This is a genomic window from Laedolimicola ammoniilytica (assembly GCF_025567165.1).
Lineage (GTDB): Bacteria > Bacillota > Clostridia > Lachnospirales > Lachnospiraceae > Laedolimicola > Laedolimicola ammoniilytica.
The window spans coordinates 219,637-233,718 of the sequence record NZ_JAOQKC010000001.1; the positions used below are offsets into that span (position 1 = coordinate 219,637).

Below are 14,082 nucleotides of genomic sequence, written 5' to 3' on the forward strand. Positions count from 1 at the left end.
GTTCCTTTTGTCTCTTATGGGGTGAGACGGGGGAGCAGTCAGAAGTTAGGAGGAAGGAAAGTGGAGAAGATAAAGGAAAATGCGTTCGTCAAGAAAATTGGCTTTAACACATTGGTTCTGCTGTGTGTTATGGTGGTGCTGTACATACTGTTTGCCATTGCGACGCCGCTGATTAAGACAAATGCAAGTTTTGTAAGTTATTCTCGAATCGTAAGTGCTCTGAACTACGCTTACTTTTTAGGATTTCTTGCATTGGGTGTAACATTCGTAATTGCGACAGGAGGTATCGATTTCTCGATTGGACCGGTGATGTTCTGCTCAGCACTGATTTCCGGATACCTGCTGACTCTGAAAGGAGTTCCGCTTCCGGTATGTCTGCTGGTGAGCATTCTGGTAGGAACCATCTTCGGTATCATCAATGGCTTCCTGGTAGCTTACGCAGGACTGCCTTCCTTCATCACCTCCATGGCGAGCATGATGATTGCCAAGGGCGTCGGCTCCGTATTTACCAAGACACAGTCTGTCAGCTGGCCCCAGTCAGCAGACGCCAACGGCTGGTTCCGTAATCTGGTTAAGATGAAAGTAAACGGCGTGGATATCCCGACCGGCCTTATCTATCTGGTTATCGGCGCGGTTATCTGCTCCATTATTTTAAATAAGACAAAAGCCGGAAGATACATTCTCTGTATCGGAAGCAACCGCGAGGCGGTTCGTCTGTCCGGTGTAAATACAAAGAAATGGGAAATGCTTGCCTACATCATCTGTGGCCTGCTGGCAGGACTTGCAGCTATCTTCTATGTAGGAGCATACACCACCGTTCAGCCGGGTCTGGGCGATACCTTCAACAACGAGGCAATCGCGGGCTGCGTAATGGGCGGTACCTCCATGACCGGTGGCGTGGCATCCATCGCCGGAACTCTGGTAGGAGTTCTGATTATAGCCCTTCTGCAGGAAGGAATCCTGGCTATGGGATTCCAGATCAATTATCAGTATATCATTACTGGTATCATCGTACTGGTGGTTGTTTACGCTGACCTTAGAAGCCGGCGCAGACGGAATTAATCGGAAGGGGGAAGCGAAAAATGGGTGACGTAATTTTAACCATGAAGGGAATTGACAAGTCGTTCCCCGGCGTACATGCGCTGGATCACGTAGACCTGGAGGTCCGCAAGGGAGAGGTTCACGCCCTGATGGGTGAGAACGGAGCGGGCAAGTCAACTCTGATGAAGGTTCTGACAGGTATTTACCATAAGGATGCGGGAACCATTACCTACGAGGGTAAGGAAGTAGAATTCACCAATCCGAGAGAGGCCCAGGATGCAGGTATCGTTATCGTGCATCAGGAGCTGAACATGATGGGTCATCTGACCGTAGCTCAGAACATTTTTATCGGCCGTGAGTACATGAACGGAAAGCTCATCGACGATAAGAAGATGAATGAAGAAGCAAAGAAGCTGTTCGATCAGCTTGGTATCAATATCGACCCGAAGGAGACCATGAGCCGCCTGACAGTCGGAAAGCAGCAGATGTGCGAGATCGCGAAGGCTATCTCCCACGACGCAAAGGTTATTATCTTCGACGAGCCGTCAGCGGCGCTGACCGAGGCAGAGATCGAGGAGTTGTTCAAGATTATCCGCGACCTGCGCGACAAGCAGATGGGTATCGTATATATCTCACACCGTATGGACGAGATTAAGGTTATCACAGACCGTGTAACCGTTATGCGTGACGGCGGATATGTAGGAACCCTGATTACCAAGGATTCCACCAAGGACGACATCATCAACATGATGGTTGGCCGTGTTATCTATGAGGACCCGAAGACAGAAAGCCAGGTTGCGCCGGACGCGCCGGTAGTTCTGAAGGTAGAGCACCTGAATGCGGGAAGAATGGTAAAGGATGTAAGCTTCGAGCTTCATAAGGGCGAAATCCTCGGCTTCTCCGGACTGATGGGCGCGGGTCGTACCGAGACAGCCAGAGCGCTGTTCGGAGCAGACCCCAAGGACAGCGGCGATATCTATGTCAATGGACAGAAGGTAGAGATCAAGACTCCGCAGGACGCTGTTAAATGCGGTATCGGTTACCTCTCCGAGGACCGTAAGCGTTTCGGTATTGTAGTAGACAAGACAGTAGCTGAGAACTCCACCATGGCTACCATGGAGAACTTCATGAAGGGTATCTTCATTGATAAGAAAAAGGAGAAGGATGTAGCTCAGGAATATGTAGAGGCCCTGAAGACCAAGACACCCAGCGTGGATCAGCTGGTAGTCAACCTGTCCGGAGGAAACCAGCAGAAGGTGGTTATCGCCAAGTGGCTGGTAAGAAACTGTGACATCCTGATTTTCGACGAGCCTACCAGAGGTATCGACGTAGGCGCGAAGAGCGAGATTTATCACCTGATGAATGAGCTGGTAGCGGAAGGAAAATCCATTATCATGATTTCTTCAGAGATGACAGAGATTCTGCGAATGAGTGACCGTATCGTAGTCATGTGTGAGGGAAGAAAGACCGGCGAGCTGGGAATCGAAGAAGCCACACAGGAGCGGATCATGCACGCGGCAACGCTTAGAAATTAGGAGGGAATAAGACAATGACAGACAAGAAAAACGGAAATGCTTTTACAAACAATCCGCTTGTGAGAGCGATTGGTGTACAGAAAATTGTCGTCGTGATTGTGCTGATTGCCCTGATAGCGTTCTTCAGCGCGGTAAGCCCCTCATTCCGGCAGTATTCTACACTGTTAAGTATCATGGATTATACATACTACCTGGCATTCCTTGGAATCGGCGTAACCTTCTGCCTGATTACAGGCGGTGTTGACCTTTCCATCGGAACCGGTATGTTCTGCTACGCACTGATTGGCGGATACCTGATTACACGTCAGGGAATGCCGGTTATCGTAGGTATTCTGGCAACCCTGATTTGCGGTCTGGTAATGGGAATTATCAACGGACTGATTGTTTCCAAGGGCGGACATGCTCCGTTCCTGGCAACCCTCTGTACCATGATGATTGCCAGAGGTCTGGGCGCTATCGCCACCGGCGGAGCCAGTGTAACCTGGCCGGGCGCTACCGCACCCAACGGCTGGACCAGAAGCCTGTTCAAGCTGACAGTAGGCGAGCTCAAACTTCCCCTGTGTTTCCTGTGGGTCATGATTCTGGCAGTGGTTATGAGCATCGTGCTTAATAAGACACGTACAGGACGTTACATCATCGCCATCGGAAGTAACAAAGAGGCAACCCGCCTGTCCGGTATCAACGTAGCGAAATATCAGACTATGGCGTATATATTCTCCGGTATCTTCACAGGACTTGCAGCGCTGGCTTACAGCTCCGCATTCCAGTCCATGGCACCCGGAGGCGGCGGTGGCGTAGAGCTGAACGCTATCGGCGGAGCTATCATCGGAGGAACATCCATGAGCGGTGGAGCCGGAAGCATCTCCGGTACTATCCTGGGAGTATTCATTATGTCCGTACTCCAGACAGGACTCCCGCTTATCGGACTTCAGGCAAACTATCAGCAGATTATCATCGGCCTGGTTCTGATTGTAGCGGTCTACATCGACGTTCTGAAGAACAAGAAGCTGGACAAATAAGTATCAAAAAATGATATAACGATGTGTACTGCGGCGAGCAGTTCATATAAAAAGAATCCAATAAGGAGAACTTAATAAAAGGAGGATTTTACATGAAAAAGAAGGTATTAGCAGCAATTCTTGCAGCGACAATGGTAGCAGGCCTGACCGCTTGCGGTGGTGGATCCAAGGATGCCGCAACCGACGCACCGGCAGCAGAGGAGACCAAGGATGACGCAGCTGAGAAGACTACAGACGACGCAGCAGCGGCAGTTGACACAAGCAACATGTCTTTCGAAATCGTTTCCAAGGGTCTGCAGCATCAGTACTGGCAGGCAGTGAAGAAGGGTGTTGAGCAGAAGGCTGCAGAGCTCGGAGTTACTGTTAACTTCGTAGGTCCGGACAGTGAGTCCAACATTTCCCAGCAGGTTCAGCAGCTTGAGAGTGCTCTGAACGCTAACCCGACAGCAGTTGGTCTGGCAGCTCTGGATACAGAATCCGTTAAGGATCTGCTTCAGAAGGCTATGGACAGCAAGATTCCGGTAATCGGATTTGACTCTGGTGTTCCGGGCGCTCCGGAAGGATCCGTACTTGCAAACTGCTCTACTGACAACTACGCAGCAGGCGCTCTGGCAGCAGAGAAGGTTTACGAGGCAGTTAAGGATCAGGTAGCTAACGCAACCGCTCCGGTTCGTGTTGGTGTAGTAGCTCAGGATGCTACTTCCGAGTCCGTTATCAACAGAGGTCTTGGCTTCATCGACAAGTTCGCTGAGCTGGCTAAGGCTGATGGCAAGACTTCTAACGTAGTTGGAAACGACAAGTACATCGCAGATTCCAAGGCTGAGAAGACCGATGGCGCTGACGTTGTTATCGACGTTCGTGTACCGGCAAGCGTTACCTCTGAGCTGTCTGCAGCAGATGCAACCGCTCTGATGAACGAGAAGGATACTATCGCAATCTACGGCTCCAACGAGCATTCCGCAAACGCTATCATCACCGCAAATGAGAACCTGAACAAGTGCGGCGTTGGCGAGGGCAAGATCGTTGCAGCAGGCTTTGACTCTGGCGCAGCTCAGATTCAGGCAGTTAAGGATGGCGTTCTGCTTGGTTCCATTACTCAGGCTCCGGTAGCTATGGGTGAAACTCTGGTTCAGCTTCTGTACGATGCAGCTACAGGAAACACCGCAGCTGTTAAGGATACAGATACAGGATGCCAGTGGTATACAGCAGAGAACTGCGGTGACGCAGAGATCGCACAGAACCTGTACGAGTAATCTGGTCAGACAGTATATCTGAAAACCAAATAAAAATTACAGAGGGCACACCGGCTGGTGTGCCCTTTCTAAAATATGCCGGCCTGCGGCCGGTATGGGAAAAGGAGAAGTATTATGTTAAAAGGAATTCCGAAGATTTTGTCCCCGGAGCTGCTGAAGGTGCTCTGTGAAATGGGACACAGTGACCGTATCGTAATCGCAGACGGCAACTTCCCGGCCGAATCCATGGGTAAGGACGCGATCGTGATCCGTTGTGACGGACATGGCGTGCCGGAGCTTCTGGACGCGATCCTGCAGGTGATTCCTCTGGACACCTATGTGGATAAGCCCATGAATCTGATGGAGGTTATGCCGGGTGATCCGGTAAAGACTCCGATCTGGGATACCTACAAGGAGATCGTGGCGAAACACGACGAGCGTGGCGCTGCCTGCGTGGGCAATATCGAGCGCTTCCAGTTTTATGAGGAGGCGAAGAAGGCTTACGCGATCATCGCCACCGGCGAGAGCGCAGTGTACGCCAATGTCATGCTGCAGAAGGGCGTAGTTATCAACTAAAGCGTGTTACTGTGTAAACAGTAACAATTTTCTTAAGATTTTCGGTATTTTCAGGGATATGTCTTGCGGCATATCCCTTTTTACGTTATACTTTGTAACGTAAATTTTACCCATCCATGGGCAGAGATAAGCCGGAAGGCTGCAAAAGATATACAGGAGAAGAACATGATGAAAAAGTTTATCGTATTTCTTTGCGTTGCAGGCGTTCTGACAGGCTGTGCAGTAGGGGGAGAAAAGACTACAGCGCCGAAGCAGGAAGCAAAGACAGAAGAAATACAGGAAAAAGAGACAGAGAAGACGGAGCAGAAGACGGAAGAACCGAAGAAGACTGCCGAGACGGCAGAGAATCCGGACGAGGACGCGATGCCGGAGAATTTCCGGGAACTGTTCAGCATGGAAGCGGATGGAATCAATTATCTTTCCATAGAAGGTATTGAAGTTCCGGAAGGAACCGCCATTTCCATGGTCGGAAAGGATTCCGCCAGCAGCTTCTGGAAACGCGTGAAAGCAGGTGCGGAGCAGGCTGTGGCAGACCTAAACGAAGCTCTGGGCTACACCGGTAACGCAAAAGTGAAGGTGACCTATGACGCTCCGGCCAAAGAGAGCGTGTCCGAGCAGATCGATATCATCGACCAAATGCTGGACAAGAATCCGGACGCCCTGATCGTAGGTTATATTGATGTGAATTCCGGCAAGACCCAGCTGGAGCTGGCGGAGTCCAACGGCGTACCGGTCTTCGCAGTAGATTCCAGCATTGACAATGCCCTGATTGTAAGCGAGACCAAGACAGATAATTGTAAAGCGGCTGCAGAAGCCGCAGCGAAGCTCTGCGAGGCCATCGGTGATTCCGGCGAGGTGGCGCTTCTGGTACACAACTCCGAGACCGAGACCGGCATCGAGCGCGAGAAGGGCTTCCGGGAGGAAATCGAACAGAATCATCCGAATGTACAGATTATAGATACAACTTATGTAAACCAGGATGAGCGCAGCGCTGAGGAGATCGTGGCTGCCGTTATGGCGGATCACCCGGATCTGAAGGCATATTTCGGATCCAATGATGATGTGACCCGTGTGCTGGCTGCAGTGGTGTCCAAGTTCGCGCCGGAAGGACAGACCGTCGTGGCCGCAGGCTTTGACGCTTCCTCCAGGCTGGTGGATGCTGTGAAGGATGGAAGTCTGTCCGGCGTCATGGCTCAGGACGCCTTCGGCATGGGGTATGCCTGTATGGTATCGGCGCTCCGCACCATCGCCGGTCTGGACAACGCGTCTGTTATCGAGCCCGGTTACTACTGGATCACTGCGGAAAATGCGGATGACGCCACCACCCAGGCCCTGACTTACAAATAAAACAGAGAAAAACCTAATTTTTCCACTTTTTACGGAACTCCGAGGCGGTTATCCCCTCGGAGTTTTTAAATTGACGATTCAGATAGCTGGCGTCATAGAAGCCGCAGCCCCGGGCGATCTCCTCCAGAGTCAGGGCGGAAAAACGCAGCAGCTTTTTGGCCTGGGTCAGCCGCCGGGAGATCACATACTGATTCAGAGTCGTGCCATAATACAGGTGAAATTCCCGGGACAGGTGGTATTTGCTGAGAAAGAACCGCTCCGAGAGCTCGTCCAGGGAAAACTTTTCCGTATAATGTTCATCCAGATATTTTTTTACCTCGGTCATCTTCAGACGGCCGGGGTATTTTTCTTCCCGGGATTCCGTAATGTCCTGCAATAAAATGGACAGAATATCTACAATCAGGCGGGCGGAATTGATCTCCGTCTGAAAATCCGAATTTTCATTCAGATCCAGAAGCCCTGTAAGCTTCTGCCGGAGCGTATCAAAGTCCGCCGGCAGAAAGGCGGGCGCGCTGTTGGCCGCAAAATACTGATAATATTCCCGGGAGGAGGAGCCGTTAAAATGCACCCAGATGAGCTCCCAGGGATCGGTCTCACTGCTCTGATGATAATAGGGCACCATACAGTCAATGAAAAAGCAGGAGCCCTTTTGCAGCTCGTAGAGGGTTCCGTCGTACATGAGCACGCCGCTGCCCGACAGCACCAGCACCACCAGATAGGATTCCAGATTCTTACGGCTGGCCACATGGCTTTCCCGAAGCTTCAGGTAGCCGGTTTCCTGCACATAGAAGAAAGCAGACCGGGCGAAGGCGCTGGGCGTCTGAATCCGCCGCCTGGAGCTTTCCAGATAGGAATCGGGGAATTTATCGAAATAATTTTTCATGGGAAAAGACCTCCTGCGGAAAATAGAAACAGCAATATAATACCTGTTTCCGGCAATATCCTCACTTGTTAATTCTAATATACAGGTATATACTTGCAAAAGCAAGAGAAAGACAAAAGGGAAAGTAAACAATAAAATACATATTTAATGTGAGAATATCATTTCGCAGAGGAGAAGCTGTATGTACTACGTATTACTGTCCGGAGGATCCGGAAAACGGCTCTGGCCCCTGTCCAACGACGCGCGGCCCAAGCAGTATCTGAAGGTAGTCAATAAAGAAAATAATTCCATGGAGCGCTGTTCCATGCTCCAGAGAGTCTGGGAGCAGCTGGGCGAAGCGGGCATCGCAGAGCAGGCCGTCATCACGGCTGGCAGTGAGCAGGTGGAGCTCATCAAAAGTCAGGTGAAGGAGGCGCGGATCGCAGTGGAGCCGGGGCGCCGGGACACCTTCGCGGCTGTGCTGCTGTCCTGCTCCTGGCTTCTGAAGCACGGAGCCAGCCGGGAGGATTATGCGGCGATCATGCCGGTGGATCCCTACACCGAGGGCAGCTACTTTGAGACGGTAAAGAAGCTGGAGGCGATCATGCGGGAATCCGGCGCAGAGGTAGGACTGATGGGCGCAGCGCCCAGCTACCCGGCCACTAAATACGGTTACATCCTGCCGGGAGAAAAGAAGGATGGCTGGTTTAAAGTCCGGGGCTTCGCGGAGAAGCCGGACGAGGAGAAGGCAGAGGCTCTTCTGAAGGAAGGGGCTCTCTGGAACTGCGGCGTATTCTGCGTGAAGATCGGCGATATCCTGGAGCGCACGAAGAAGTACGGCGTACCGGAGGACTACGACGCCCTTTGTGCAGCCTACGAGAGCCTACCGAAAATCAGCTTCGACTACGAGGTGCTGGAAAAAGCGGAGCACCTGGCCGCTGTGGAGTTCGACGGATACTGGAAAGATCTGGGAACCTGGGACGCCCTGGCAGACCAGATGAGCACCGACACCATCGGAAATGTGGTGCTGGACGACACTTGCGAGAACACCCAGGTCATCAACGAACTGAAGATGCCCGTGGCCGTCATGGGAACCCGGGATCTGGTGGTGGTGGCCGCCCAGGACGGCATTCTGGTGGCAGACAAGAGCCAGACTGCCAATGTGAAAGCCATTGCGTCAGCCTTTGATTCCCGGCCCATGTTCGAGGAGCGCCGCTGGGGTACTCTGGAGACTCTGGACGACACTGAGAGCCAGGGACAGACGACCCTGACCCGGAAGATCTGCATTTATGATGGCATGACCTCCAGTTATCACTATCATGAGCACCGGGATGAGATCTGGACTGTCCTTCGGGGCACCGGCGAGCTGATTCTGGAGGGCACGAAGATTCCCTTAAGCCAGGGAAAAGCCGTCTGCATCCGCAAAAATCAGCGGCACGCGGTCAAGGCCTTCCACGATTTCGAGTACATCGAGATTCATGTGGGAACCAGCAGCGGAAATGAGGATATCAATCGAATCACATTTCATTGGGATGAGATAGAACTGAGCCATATTTTGTAACGATCAGTACAGCCGGAGGCTTTGCAGCGGAAGGCGCAGAAAAATGAGGAGAACGAAGATGAAAAAGACAGCGTTAATCACAGGAATTACAGGACAGGACGGCTCCTATCTGGCGGAGCTTCTGCTGGAGAAGGGCTATGAGGTATACGGCTTATTCCGCCGGGGTTCTACTAACACTGCGGAGCGTATCGAGCACCTTTTAAAGGAGCGGGAAGCGAAAGGCGACGGTCTGCATCTGGTCTACGGCGACATGACCGATTCCATGAATCTGGTGCGCCTGATGCTGGAAATCAAGCCCGACGAAATCTATAACCTGGCTGCCCAGTCCCATGTGGCCGTGTCCTTCGAGGAGCCGGAATATACCGCCAACGCGGACGGCATCGGCGTGCTGCGGGTGCTGGAAGCAGTCCGCATCGCAGGTCTCACAAAAACCACCCGGATCTACCAGGCGTCCACTTCCGAGCTGTTCGGCAAGGTGGAGGAAATTCCCCAGAAGGAGACTACGCCGTTCCATCCCCGTTCTCCCTATGCGGTGGCGAAACTGTACGGCTACTGGATCACGAAGCATTACCGGGAAGCCTACGGTATGTTTGCGGTAAATGGCATTCTCTTCAACCATGAGTCCGAGCGCCGGGGCGAGACCTTTGTAACGAGAAAGATTACATTGGCCGTAGCCAACATTCTGGCGGGCCGTCAGGAGAAGCTGTACCTGGGAAATCTGAACGCTAAGCGCGACTGGGGCTACGCCAGGGATTACGTGGAGTGCATGTGGATGATTCTCCAGCATGACACCCCGGAGGATTTCGTCATTGCCACCGGCGAGACAAGAACCGTCCGTGAGTTCACGGAGGCGGCCTTTGCCCATGCGGGCGTACAGCTTCGCTGGGAAGGCGAGGGCGTGGACGAGAAGGGCATCGACGTGGCTACAGGCCGGGTGCTGGTGGAGGTATCTCCCGAGTTCTTCCGTCCGGCGGAGGTAGATCTGCTGCTGGGCGACCCGACTAAGGCCAGAGAGACCCTGGGCTGGAATCCGCGGAAGACATCCTTTGACGAGCTGGTGAAGATTATGACAGAGCACGATATGGAGCTGGTGAAGAATTCCACAACGGCAGGCGTGTTGAAATAAAAAGATCAGACAGTTAAAACTCATGCAAAGATAGTGAGAAAGTAAATCTGAATGAGAATAATTGTATAGTGGTACAACAGAGAAGTAAAAAGAAATATATTTTTAAAATTGGTAAAAAATGTAAGAAGAAAGCAGGGAATATCATGGCAGAAAGAAAGAATACCCAGGCAGTCGAACCCCTCGACCGCAACAAAAAAATCTATGTGGCAGGCCACCGTGGCCTGGTCGGCAGCGGTTTGGTTCGCTGCCTGGAAAAGGCTGGATTTAAAAATATTGTAACGAGAACCCACGCCGAGCTGGATCTGACCCGTCAGGCCGATGTGGAGGCCTTCTTCGCTGAGGAAAAGCCGGACTACGTGATTCTGGCCGCAGCCAAAGTGGGAGGCATCCACGCCAACGATACCTACCCGGCAGATTTCATCATGAAAAATCTGCAGATCGAAACCAACGTCATTGACGCGGCTTACAAAAATCAGGTGCAGAAGCTGCTGTTCCTGGGAAGCTCCTGCATCTACCCCAGAGACTGCCCGCAGCCCATCAAGGAGGAGTACCTCTTAAGCGGTTACCTGGAGAAGACTAACGAGGCCTACGCCCTGGCGAAAATCGCCGGCCTGAAAATGTGCGCCTTCTACAACCGTCAGTACGGCACCCACTATATCAGTGTCATGCCCTGCAACCTCTACGGCATCAATGACAACTTCGCCCTGGAGAATTCCCATGTGCTTCCGGCCCTGATCCGCAAGTTCCATGAGGCGAAAATCAACCATGCGCCCACTGTCACGGTCTGGGGCAGCGGCAAGCCCTTACGGGAGTTCCTGAACGTGGACGATCTGGCAGACGCCTGCCTGTATCTGATGGATCATTATGACGGCGACGATTTCTTCAACGTGGGCTACGGTCAGGAAGTGACCATCCGTGAGCTGGCCGAGCTGGTGAAAAAGGTGACCGGCTACGCGGGCGAGATTGTCCTGGATCCGACGAAGCCCGACGGAACGCCCAGAAAACTCACGGATATCAGCCGTATCAGGGCCACTGGCTGGGAGCCGAAGATCGATCTGGAGACCGGACTCCGTCAGACCTACGAGTGGTTTTGCGAGCGTTATGAGACCGGCGATTTTGCGCAGCGATAAATAGAAAAGTAAAAAACTGGGAAAATATGATATTTAAAAAGAGAAAGGGGGACGCCACGCATGCAGCCCACACAGCCACAGAAGCTGACACCCATCCGAAAAGAGTACATCTGGGGTACCGAAGACTGGATGCTCTCCTGGTTCAACGAGGGCCTGGAGGACGTTCCCCTGCTCATTAAAATCATCCAAGCCCGGGAGGCCCTGTCCGTACAGGTGCACCCGGGCAATGCATTTGCCGAGGAAAAGGAACATAAAAGTGGCAAGACTGAGATGTGGTATGTGCTGGACTGCGAGCCGGGCGCATATCTGTATTATGGCCTGAAGCACAAGATATCCGAGGACGAATTCCGCAAGCGCATCCAGAACCAGACCATTCTGGAGGTCTGCCGGAAAATGCCTGTGAAGAAGGGCGACGTCTTCTACATCCCGGCGGGCCTCCTCCACGCCATCGGCGCCGGCATCACCGTGGCGGAAATTCAGCAGAGCTCCGACGTGACCTACCGGGTTTACGACTACAACCGGGAAAATGCCAACCATGAGAAGCGCCCCCTCCACATTGAGAAAGCCGCCTTGGTGGCAGGCTTCATGCCGCCCCTGGCCGGACACCGCCCCATGGGTCCCCGTATCCGGAAAAATGGATATTCCAGAACTTTATTAGTGCAATGTCCGTATTTTGTGGTACAATTATATGAGATAAGCGAAAGTGTGGCAGGCGATACTGCCGAAGGCTTTCAATCGCTTCTGATTCTGGAAGGCGAAGGCGTCCTGAAGACCAGCTTCGGGGAAATGTCCCTGAAGGCTGGAGACAGCATTTACCTTCCGAAAGAGACAGGATCCTATCAAATCATCGGAACATTACAGCTTCTCCGCTCGACAGAGGAGTGAAAGTGAGGTAAGAATATGAATCTGAAATTTGGAACAGGCGGATTGCGCGCCACCATGGCACCGGGACCGGATCATATGAATCTGGAGACCATTCAGGAAGCTACCCTGGGCGTAGCGGCTTACGCGAAAGAGCAGAGTGATCATCCAAGCGCTGCGCTGGCCTATGACAGCCGGAACCATTCGGAGGAGTTCGCCCGCGAGGCGGCCCGGGTGCTGGCCATGCAGGGCTGCAAGGCATACATTTACCCGAAGCTGATGCCGACCCCGACCCTTTCCTTCGCAGTGCGTCATCTGAAGACTACTGTGGGAATCGTAGTGACCGCCAGCCATAACCCCCGGGAATACAACGGCTACAAGGTATATGGTTCCGACGGCTGCCAGGTGACCAACGAGGCGGCGGATCGGATTCAACAGCATATCTGGGCAGCAGATAAGAGCCAGGCCCGGGGCGGCAAGACCTTCGAAGAGTACGTGGAGGACGGACAGATCGTCCTGATCGACGAGAAGACCCTGAAAGCGTTCCTGGCGGCTATCATCCGCAAGCGGACGAAGAAGGAGCTGACCTCCGGCCTGAAGGTAGTCTACACGCCGTTGTACGGCGCGGGCCTGATTCCGGTCACCAGTATCCTGAAATACATCGGTATCAAAGATCTGCAGATCGTCACCGAGCAGGCAAAGCCCAATGGCGACTTCCCCACCTGCCCCTACCCGAACCCGGAGTCTCCGGACGCCCTGAAGATTGGCCTGGAGTGGTGTGAGAAGACCGGCGCGGATCTGCTGATTGCCACGGATCCGGACAGCGACCGTCTGGGCGTGGTGGCGAAAAAGGGCGACAAATATGAGCGCCTGAACGGAAATGAAGTGGGCATTCTTTTACTGGAGTACATCCTGCGTTGCAGAAAGGCAGCAGGAACCCTGCCGGAGCATCCGGTGACTGTCCGCACCATCGTAAGTACCTCCATGGTCGACCGTATCGCGGAAGCCTACGGTGTGGAAGTCATCCAGACCCTGACCGGCTTCAAATGGATTGGCGAGCAGATCGGCAAGCTGGAACAGGCAGGAGAGGAAGACCGCTACGTCTTCGGCTTCGAGGAGAGCTGCGGCTACCTCATCGGCAGCTATGTACGCGATAAAGACGCCGTAGGCGCAGCCATGATGTTCTGTGAGATGGCCGATACCTACAAGGCCGAGGGCAAGACGGTCTGGGATGCCCTGGATGACCTGTACGCCAAGTACGGACACTATGAGACAACTCTCAAAACCTATGAATTCAACGGCGCCGAAGCCGACAAGCGCATGGCCCAGATCCGCGAGGGCCTGAACAGCCCGGAGGGCATGAAGTTTGGGGGATCCAAAGTAGTGCGCTATAAAGATTATAAAGACGGCGTCGACGGCCTCCCGGCCTCCAACGTCCTCCAGATGTGGATGGAAGACGGCAGCGAAGCAGTAATCCGTCCGTCGGGCACGGAGCCGAAGATTAAGGTGTATACAGAGAAGCTGGTATAAAAGCTGAGAGATAAAGAAAGGACACTTCCCATCCAGGAGGTGTCCTTTTTCATGAAGCAACCATAAGAAATTACAGCTGGTAAATTCCTACGGATAGAAAAGAGTAAAAAATCTTATAAATAAGGAGGATTTTGTAGAAAAACAGAGAAAGTAAAAAATTGACAATCTCAACACCGGGTTTATACTTAAAGTAGTGAAAAAGTCAAGAATTAACTCAGAAATTCAGTAGTCAAATTCCAGGCATATCGCCGCTATTTTCACA

Annotated in this window: 12 protein-coding genes; 11 read left to right on the top strand and 1 reads right to left on the bottom strand. The window is 52.6% G+C overall.

Annotated elements, in window-relative coordinates:
• Positions 1 to 60: 60 nt before the first annotated feature.
• The 6 genes from OCV63_RS01095 to OCV63_RS01120 all read left to right on the top strand — a co-directional run bounded on the left by OCV63_RS01095 (position 61) and on the right by OCV63_RS01120 (position 6,750).
• Positions 61 to 1,062 carry an ABC transporter permease gene (locus OCV63_RS01095; RefSeq protein ID WP_262670574.1) on the top strand — a complete coding sequence of 334 codons (1,002 nt, stop codon included), beginning with the start codon at positions 61 to 63 and terminating at the stop codon, positions 1,060 to 1,062.
• A 20-nt stretch (positions 1,063 to 1,082) separates the two neighbouring features.
• A complete protein-coding gene (locus OCV63_RS01100; protein WP_158361483.1) occupies positions 1,083 to 2,576 on the top strand; it encodes a sugar ABC transporter ATP-binding protein in 1,494 nt (497 codons plus the stop codon).
• 14 nt (positions 2,577 to 2,590) lie between these two features.
• Complete coding sequence (locus tag OCV63_RS01105; protein ID WP_158361485.1) at positions 2,591 to 3,595, top strand: ABC transporter permease; 1,005 nt, start codon at positions 2,591 to 2,593, stop codon at positions 3,593 to 3,595.
• A 92-nt stretch (positions 3,596 to 3,687) separates the two neighbouring features.
• Positions 3,688 to 4,848, top strand: coding sequence for a substrate-binding domain-containing protein (locus OCV63_RS01110; RefSeq protein WP_158361487.1), 1,161 nt, complete (start codon positions 3,688 to 3,690; stop codon positions 4,846 to 4,848).
• A 114-nt stretch (positions 4,849 to 4,962) separates the two neighbouring features.
• Positions 4,963 to 5,403, top strand: a complete 441-nt coding sequence (locus tag OCV63_RS01115) for an RbsD/FucU family protein (RefSeq protein ID WP_158361489.1) — start codon at positions 4,963 to 4,965, stop codon at positions 5,401 to 5,403.
• Positions 5,404 to 5,568: 165 nt separating this feature from the next.
• On the top strand, positions 5,569 to 6,750 hold the full coding sequence (locus OCV63_RS01120; RefSeq protein WP_158361491.1) for a substrate-binding domain-containing protein: 1,182 nt from the start codon (positions 5,569 to 5,571) through the stop codon (positions 6,748 to 6,750).
• Positions 6,751 to 6,763: 13 nt separating this feature from the next.
• On the opposite strand, the gene OCV63_RS01125 is transcribed toward OCV63_RS01120, so the two are convergent.
• On the bottom strand, positions 6,764 to 7,633 hold the full coding sequence (locus OCV63_RS01125) for a helix-turn-helix domain-containing protein (RefSeq protein ID WP_158361493.1): 870 nt from the start codon (positions 7,631 to 7,633) through the stop codon (positions 6,764 to 6,766).
• A 181-nt stretch (positions 7,634 to 7,814) separates the two neighbouring features.
• On the opposite strand from OCV63_RS01125, the gene OCV63_RS01130 reads away from it, so the two are divergent.
• The 5 genes from OCV63_RS01130 to OCV63_RS01150 all read left to right on the top strand — a co-directional run bounded on the left by OCV63_RS01130 (position 7,815) and on the right by OCV63_RS01150 (position 13,820).
• Entirely contained in the window at positions 7,815 to 9,173 is a 1,359-nt protein-coding gene (locus tag OCV63_RS01130) for a sugar phosphate nucleotidyltransferase (RefSeq protein ID WP_158361495.1), read from the top strand.
• 58 nt (positions 9,174 to 9,231) lie between these two features.
• The gene (gene gmd / locus OCV63_RS01135; RefSeq protein WP_158361497.1) at positions 9,232 to 10,299 is read left to right on the top strand and encodes a GDP-mannose 4,6-dehydratase; all 1,068 of its coding nucleotides are present in this window, start codon (positions 9,232 to 9,234) and stop codon (positions 10,297 to 10,299) included.
• 143 nt (positions 10,300 to 10,442) lie between these two features.
• Positions 10,443 to 11,429: a GDP-L-fucose synthase family protein gene (locus OCV63_RS01140; protein WP_158361499.1), complete on the top strand. Its 987-nt coding sequence runs from the start codon at positions 10,443 to 10,445 to the stop codon at positions 11,427 to 11,429.
• A gap of 60 nt (positions 11,430 to 11,489) precedes the next feature.
• Positions 11,490 to 12,314, top strand: coding sequence for a class I mannose-6-phosphate isomerase (locus OCV63_RS01145; protein WP_262670575.1), 825 nt, complete (start codon positions 11,490 to 11,492; stop codon positions 12,312 to 12,314).
• A gap of 15 nt (positions 12,315 to 12,329) precedes the next feature.
• Positions 12,330 to 13,820: a phospho-sugar mutase gene (locus tag OCV63_RS01150; RefSeq protein WP_158361501.1), complete on the top strand. Its 1,491-nt coding sequence runs from the start codon at positions 12,330 to 12,332 to the stop codon at positions 13,818 to 13,820.
• The last annotated feature ends 262 nt before the right edge of the window (positions 13,821 to 14,082 follow it).

Bases quoted from the DNA above. Each gene is read 5' to 3' on its own strand.
- OCV63_RS01120 (WP_158361491.1), top strand. From the start codon at position 5,569: ATGATGAAAAAGTTTATCGTATTTCTTTGCGTTGCAGGCGTTCTGACA.
- OCV63_RS01150 (WP_158361501.1), top strand. From the start codon at position 12,330: ATGAATCTGAAATTTGGAACAGGCGGATTGCGCGCCACCATGGCACCG.
- OCV63_RS01125 (WP_158361493.1), bottom strand. From the start codon at position 7,633: ATGAAAAATTATTTCGATAAATTCCCCGATTCCTATCTGGAAAGCTCC.
- OCV63_RS01145 (WP_262670575.1), top strand. From the start codon at position 11,490: ATGCAGCCCACACAGCCACAGAAGCTGACACCCATCCGAAAAGAGTAC.
- OCV63_RS01100 (WP_158361483.1), top strand. From the start codon at position 1,083: ATGGGTGACGTAATTTTAACCATGAAGGGAATTGACAAGTCGTTCCCC.
- OCV63_RS01110 (WP_158361487.1), top strand. From the start codon at position 3,688: ATGAAAAAGAAGGTATTAGCAGCAATTCTTGCAGCGACAATGGTAGCA.
- gmd (WP_158361497.1), top strand. From the start codon at position 9,232: ATGAAAAAGACAGCGTTAATCACAGGAATTACAGGACAGGACGGCTCC.
- OCV63_RS01140 (WP_158361499.1), top strand. From the start codon at position 10,443: ATGGCAGAAAGAAAGAATACCCAGGCAGTCGAACCCCTCGACCGCAAC.
- OCV63_RS01130 (WP_158361495.1), top strand. From the start codon at position 7,815: ATGTACTACGTATTACTGTCCGGAGGATCCGGAAAACGGCTCTGGCCC.
- OCV63_RS01105 (WP_158361485.1), top strand. From the start codon at position 2,591: ATGACAGACAAGAAAAACGGAAATGCTTTTACAAACAATCCGCTTGTG.
- OCV63_RS01115 (WP_158361489.1), top strand. From the start codon at position 4,963: ATGTTAAAAGGAATTCCGAAGATTTTGTCCCCGGAGCTGCTGAAGGTG.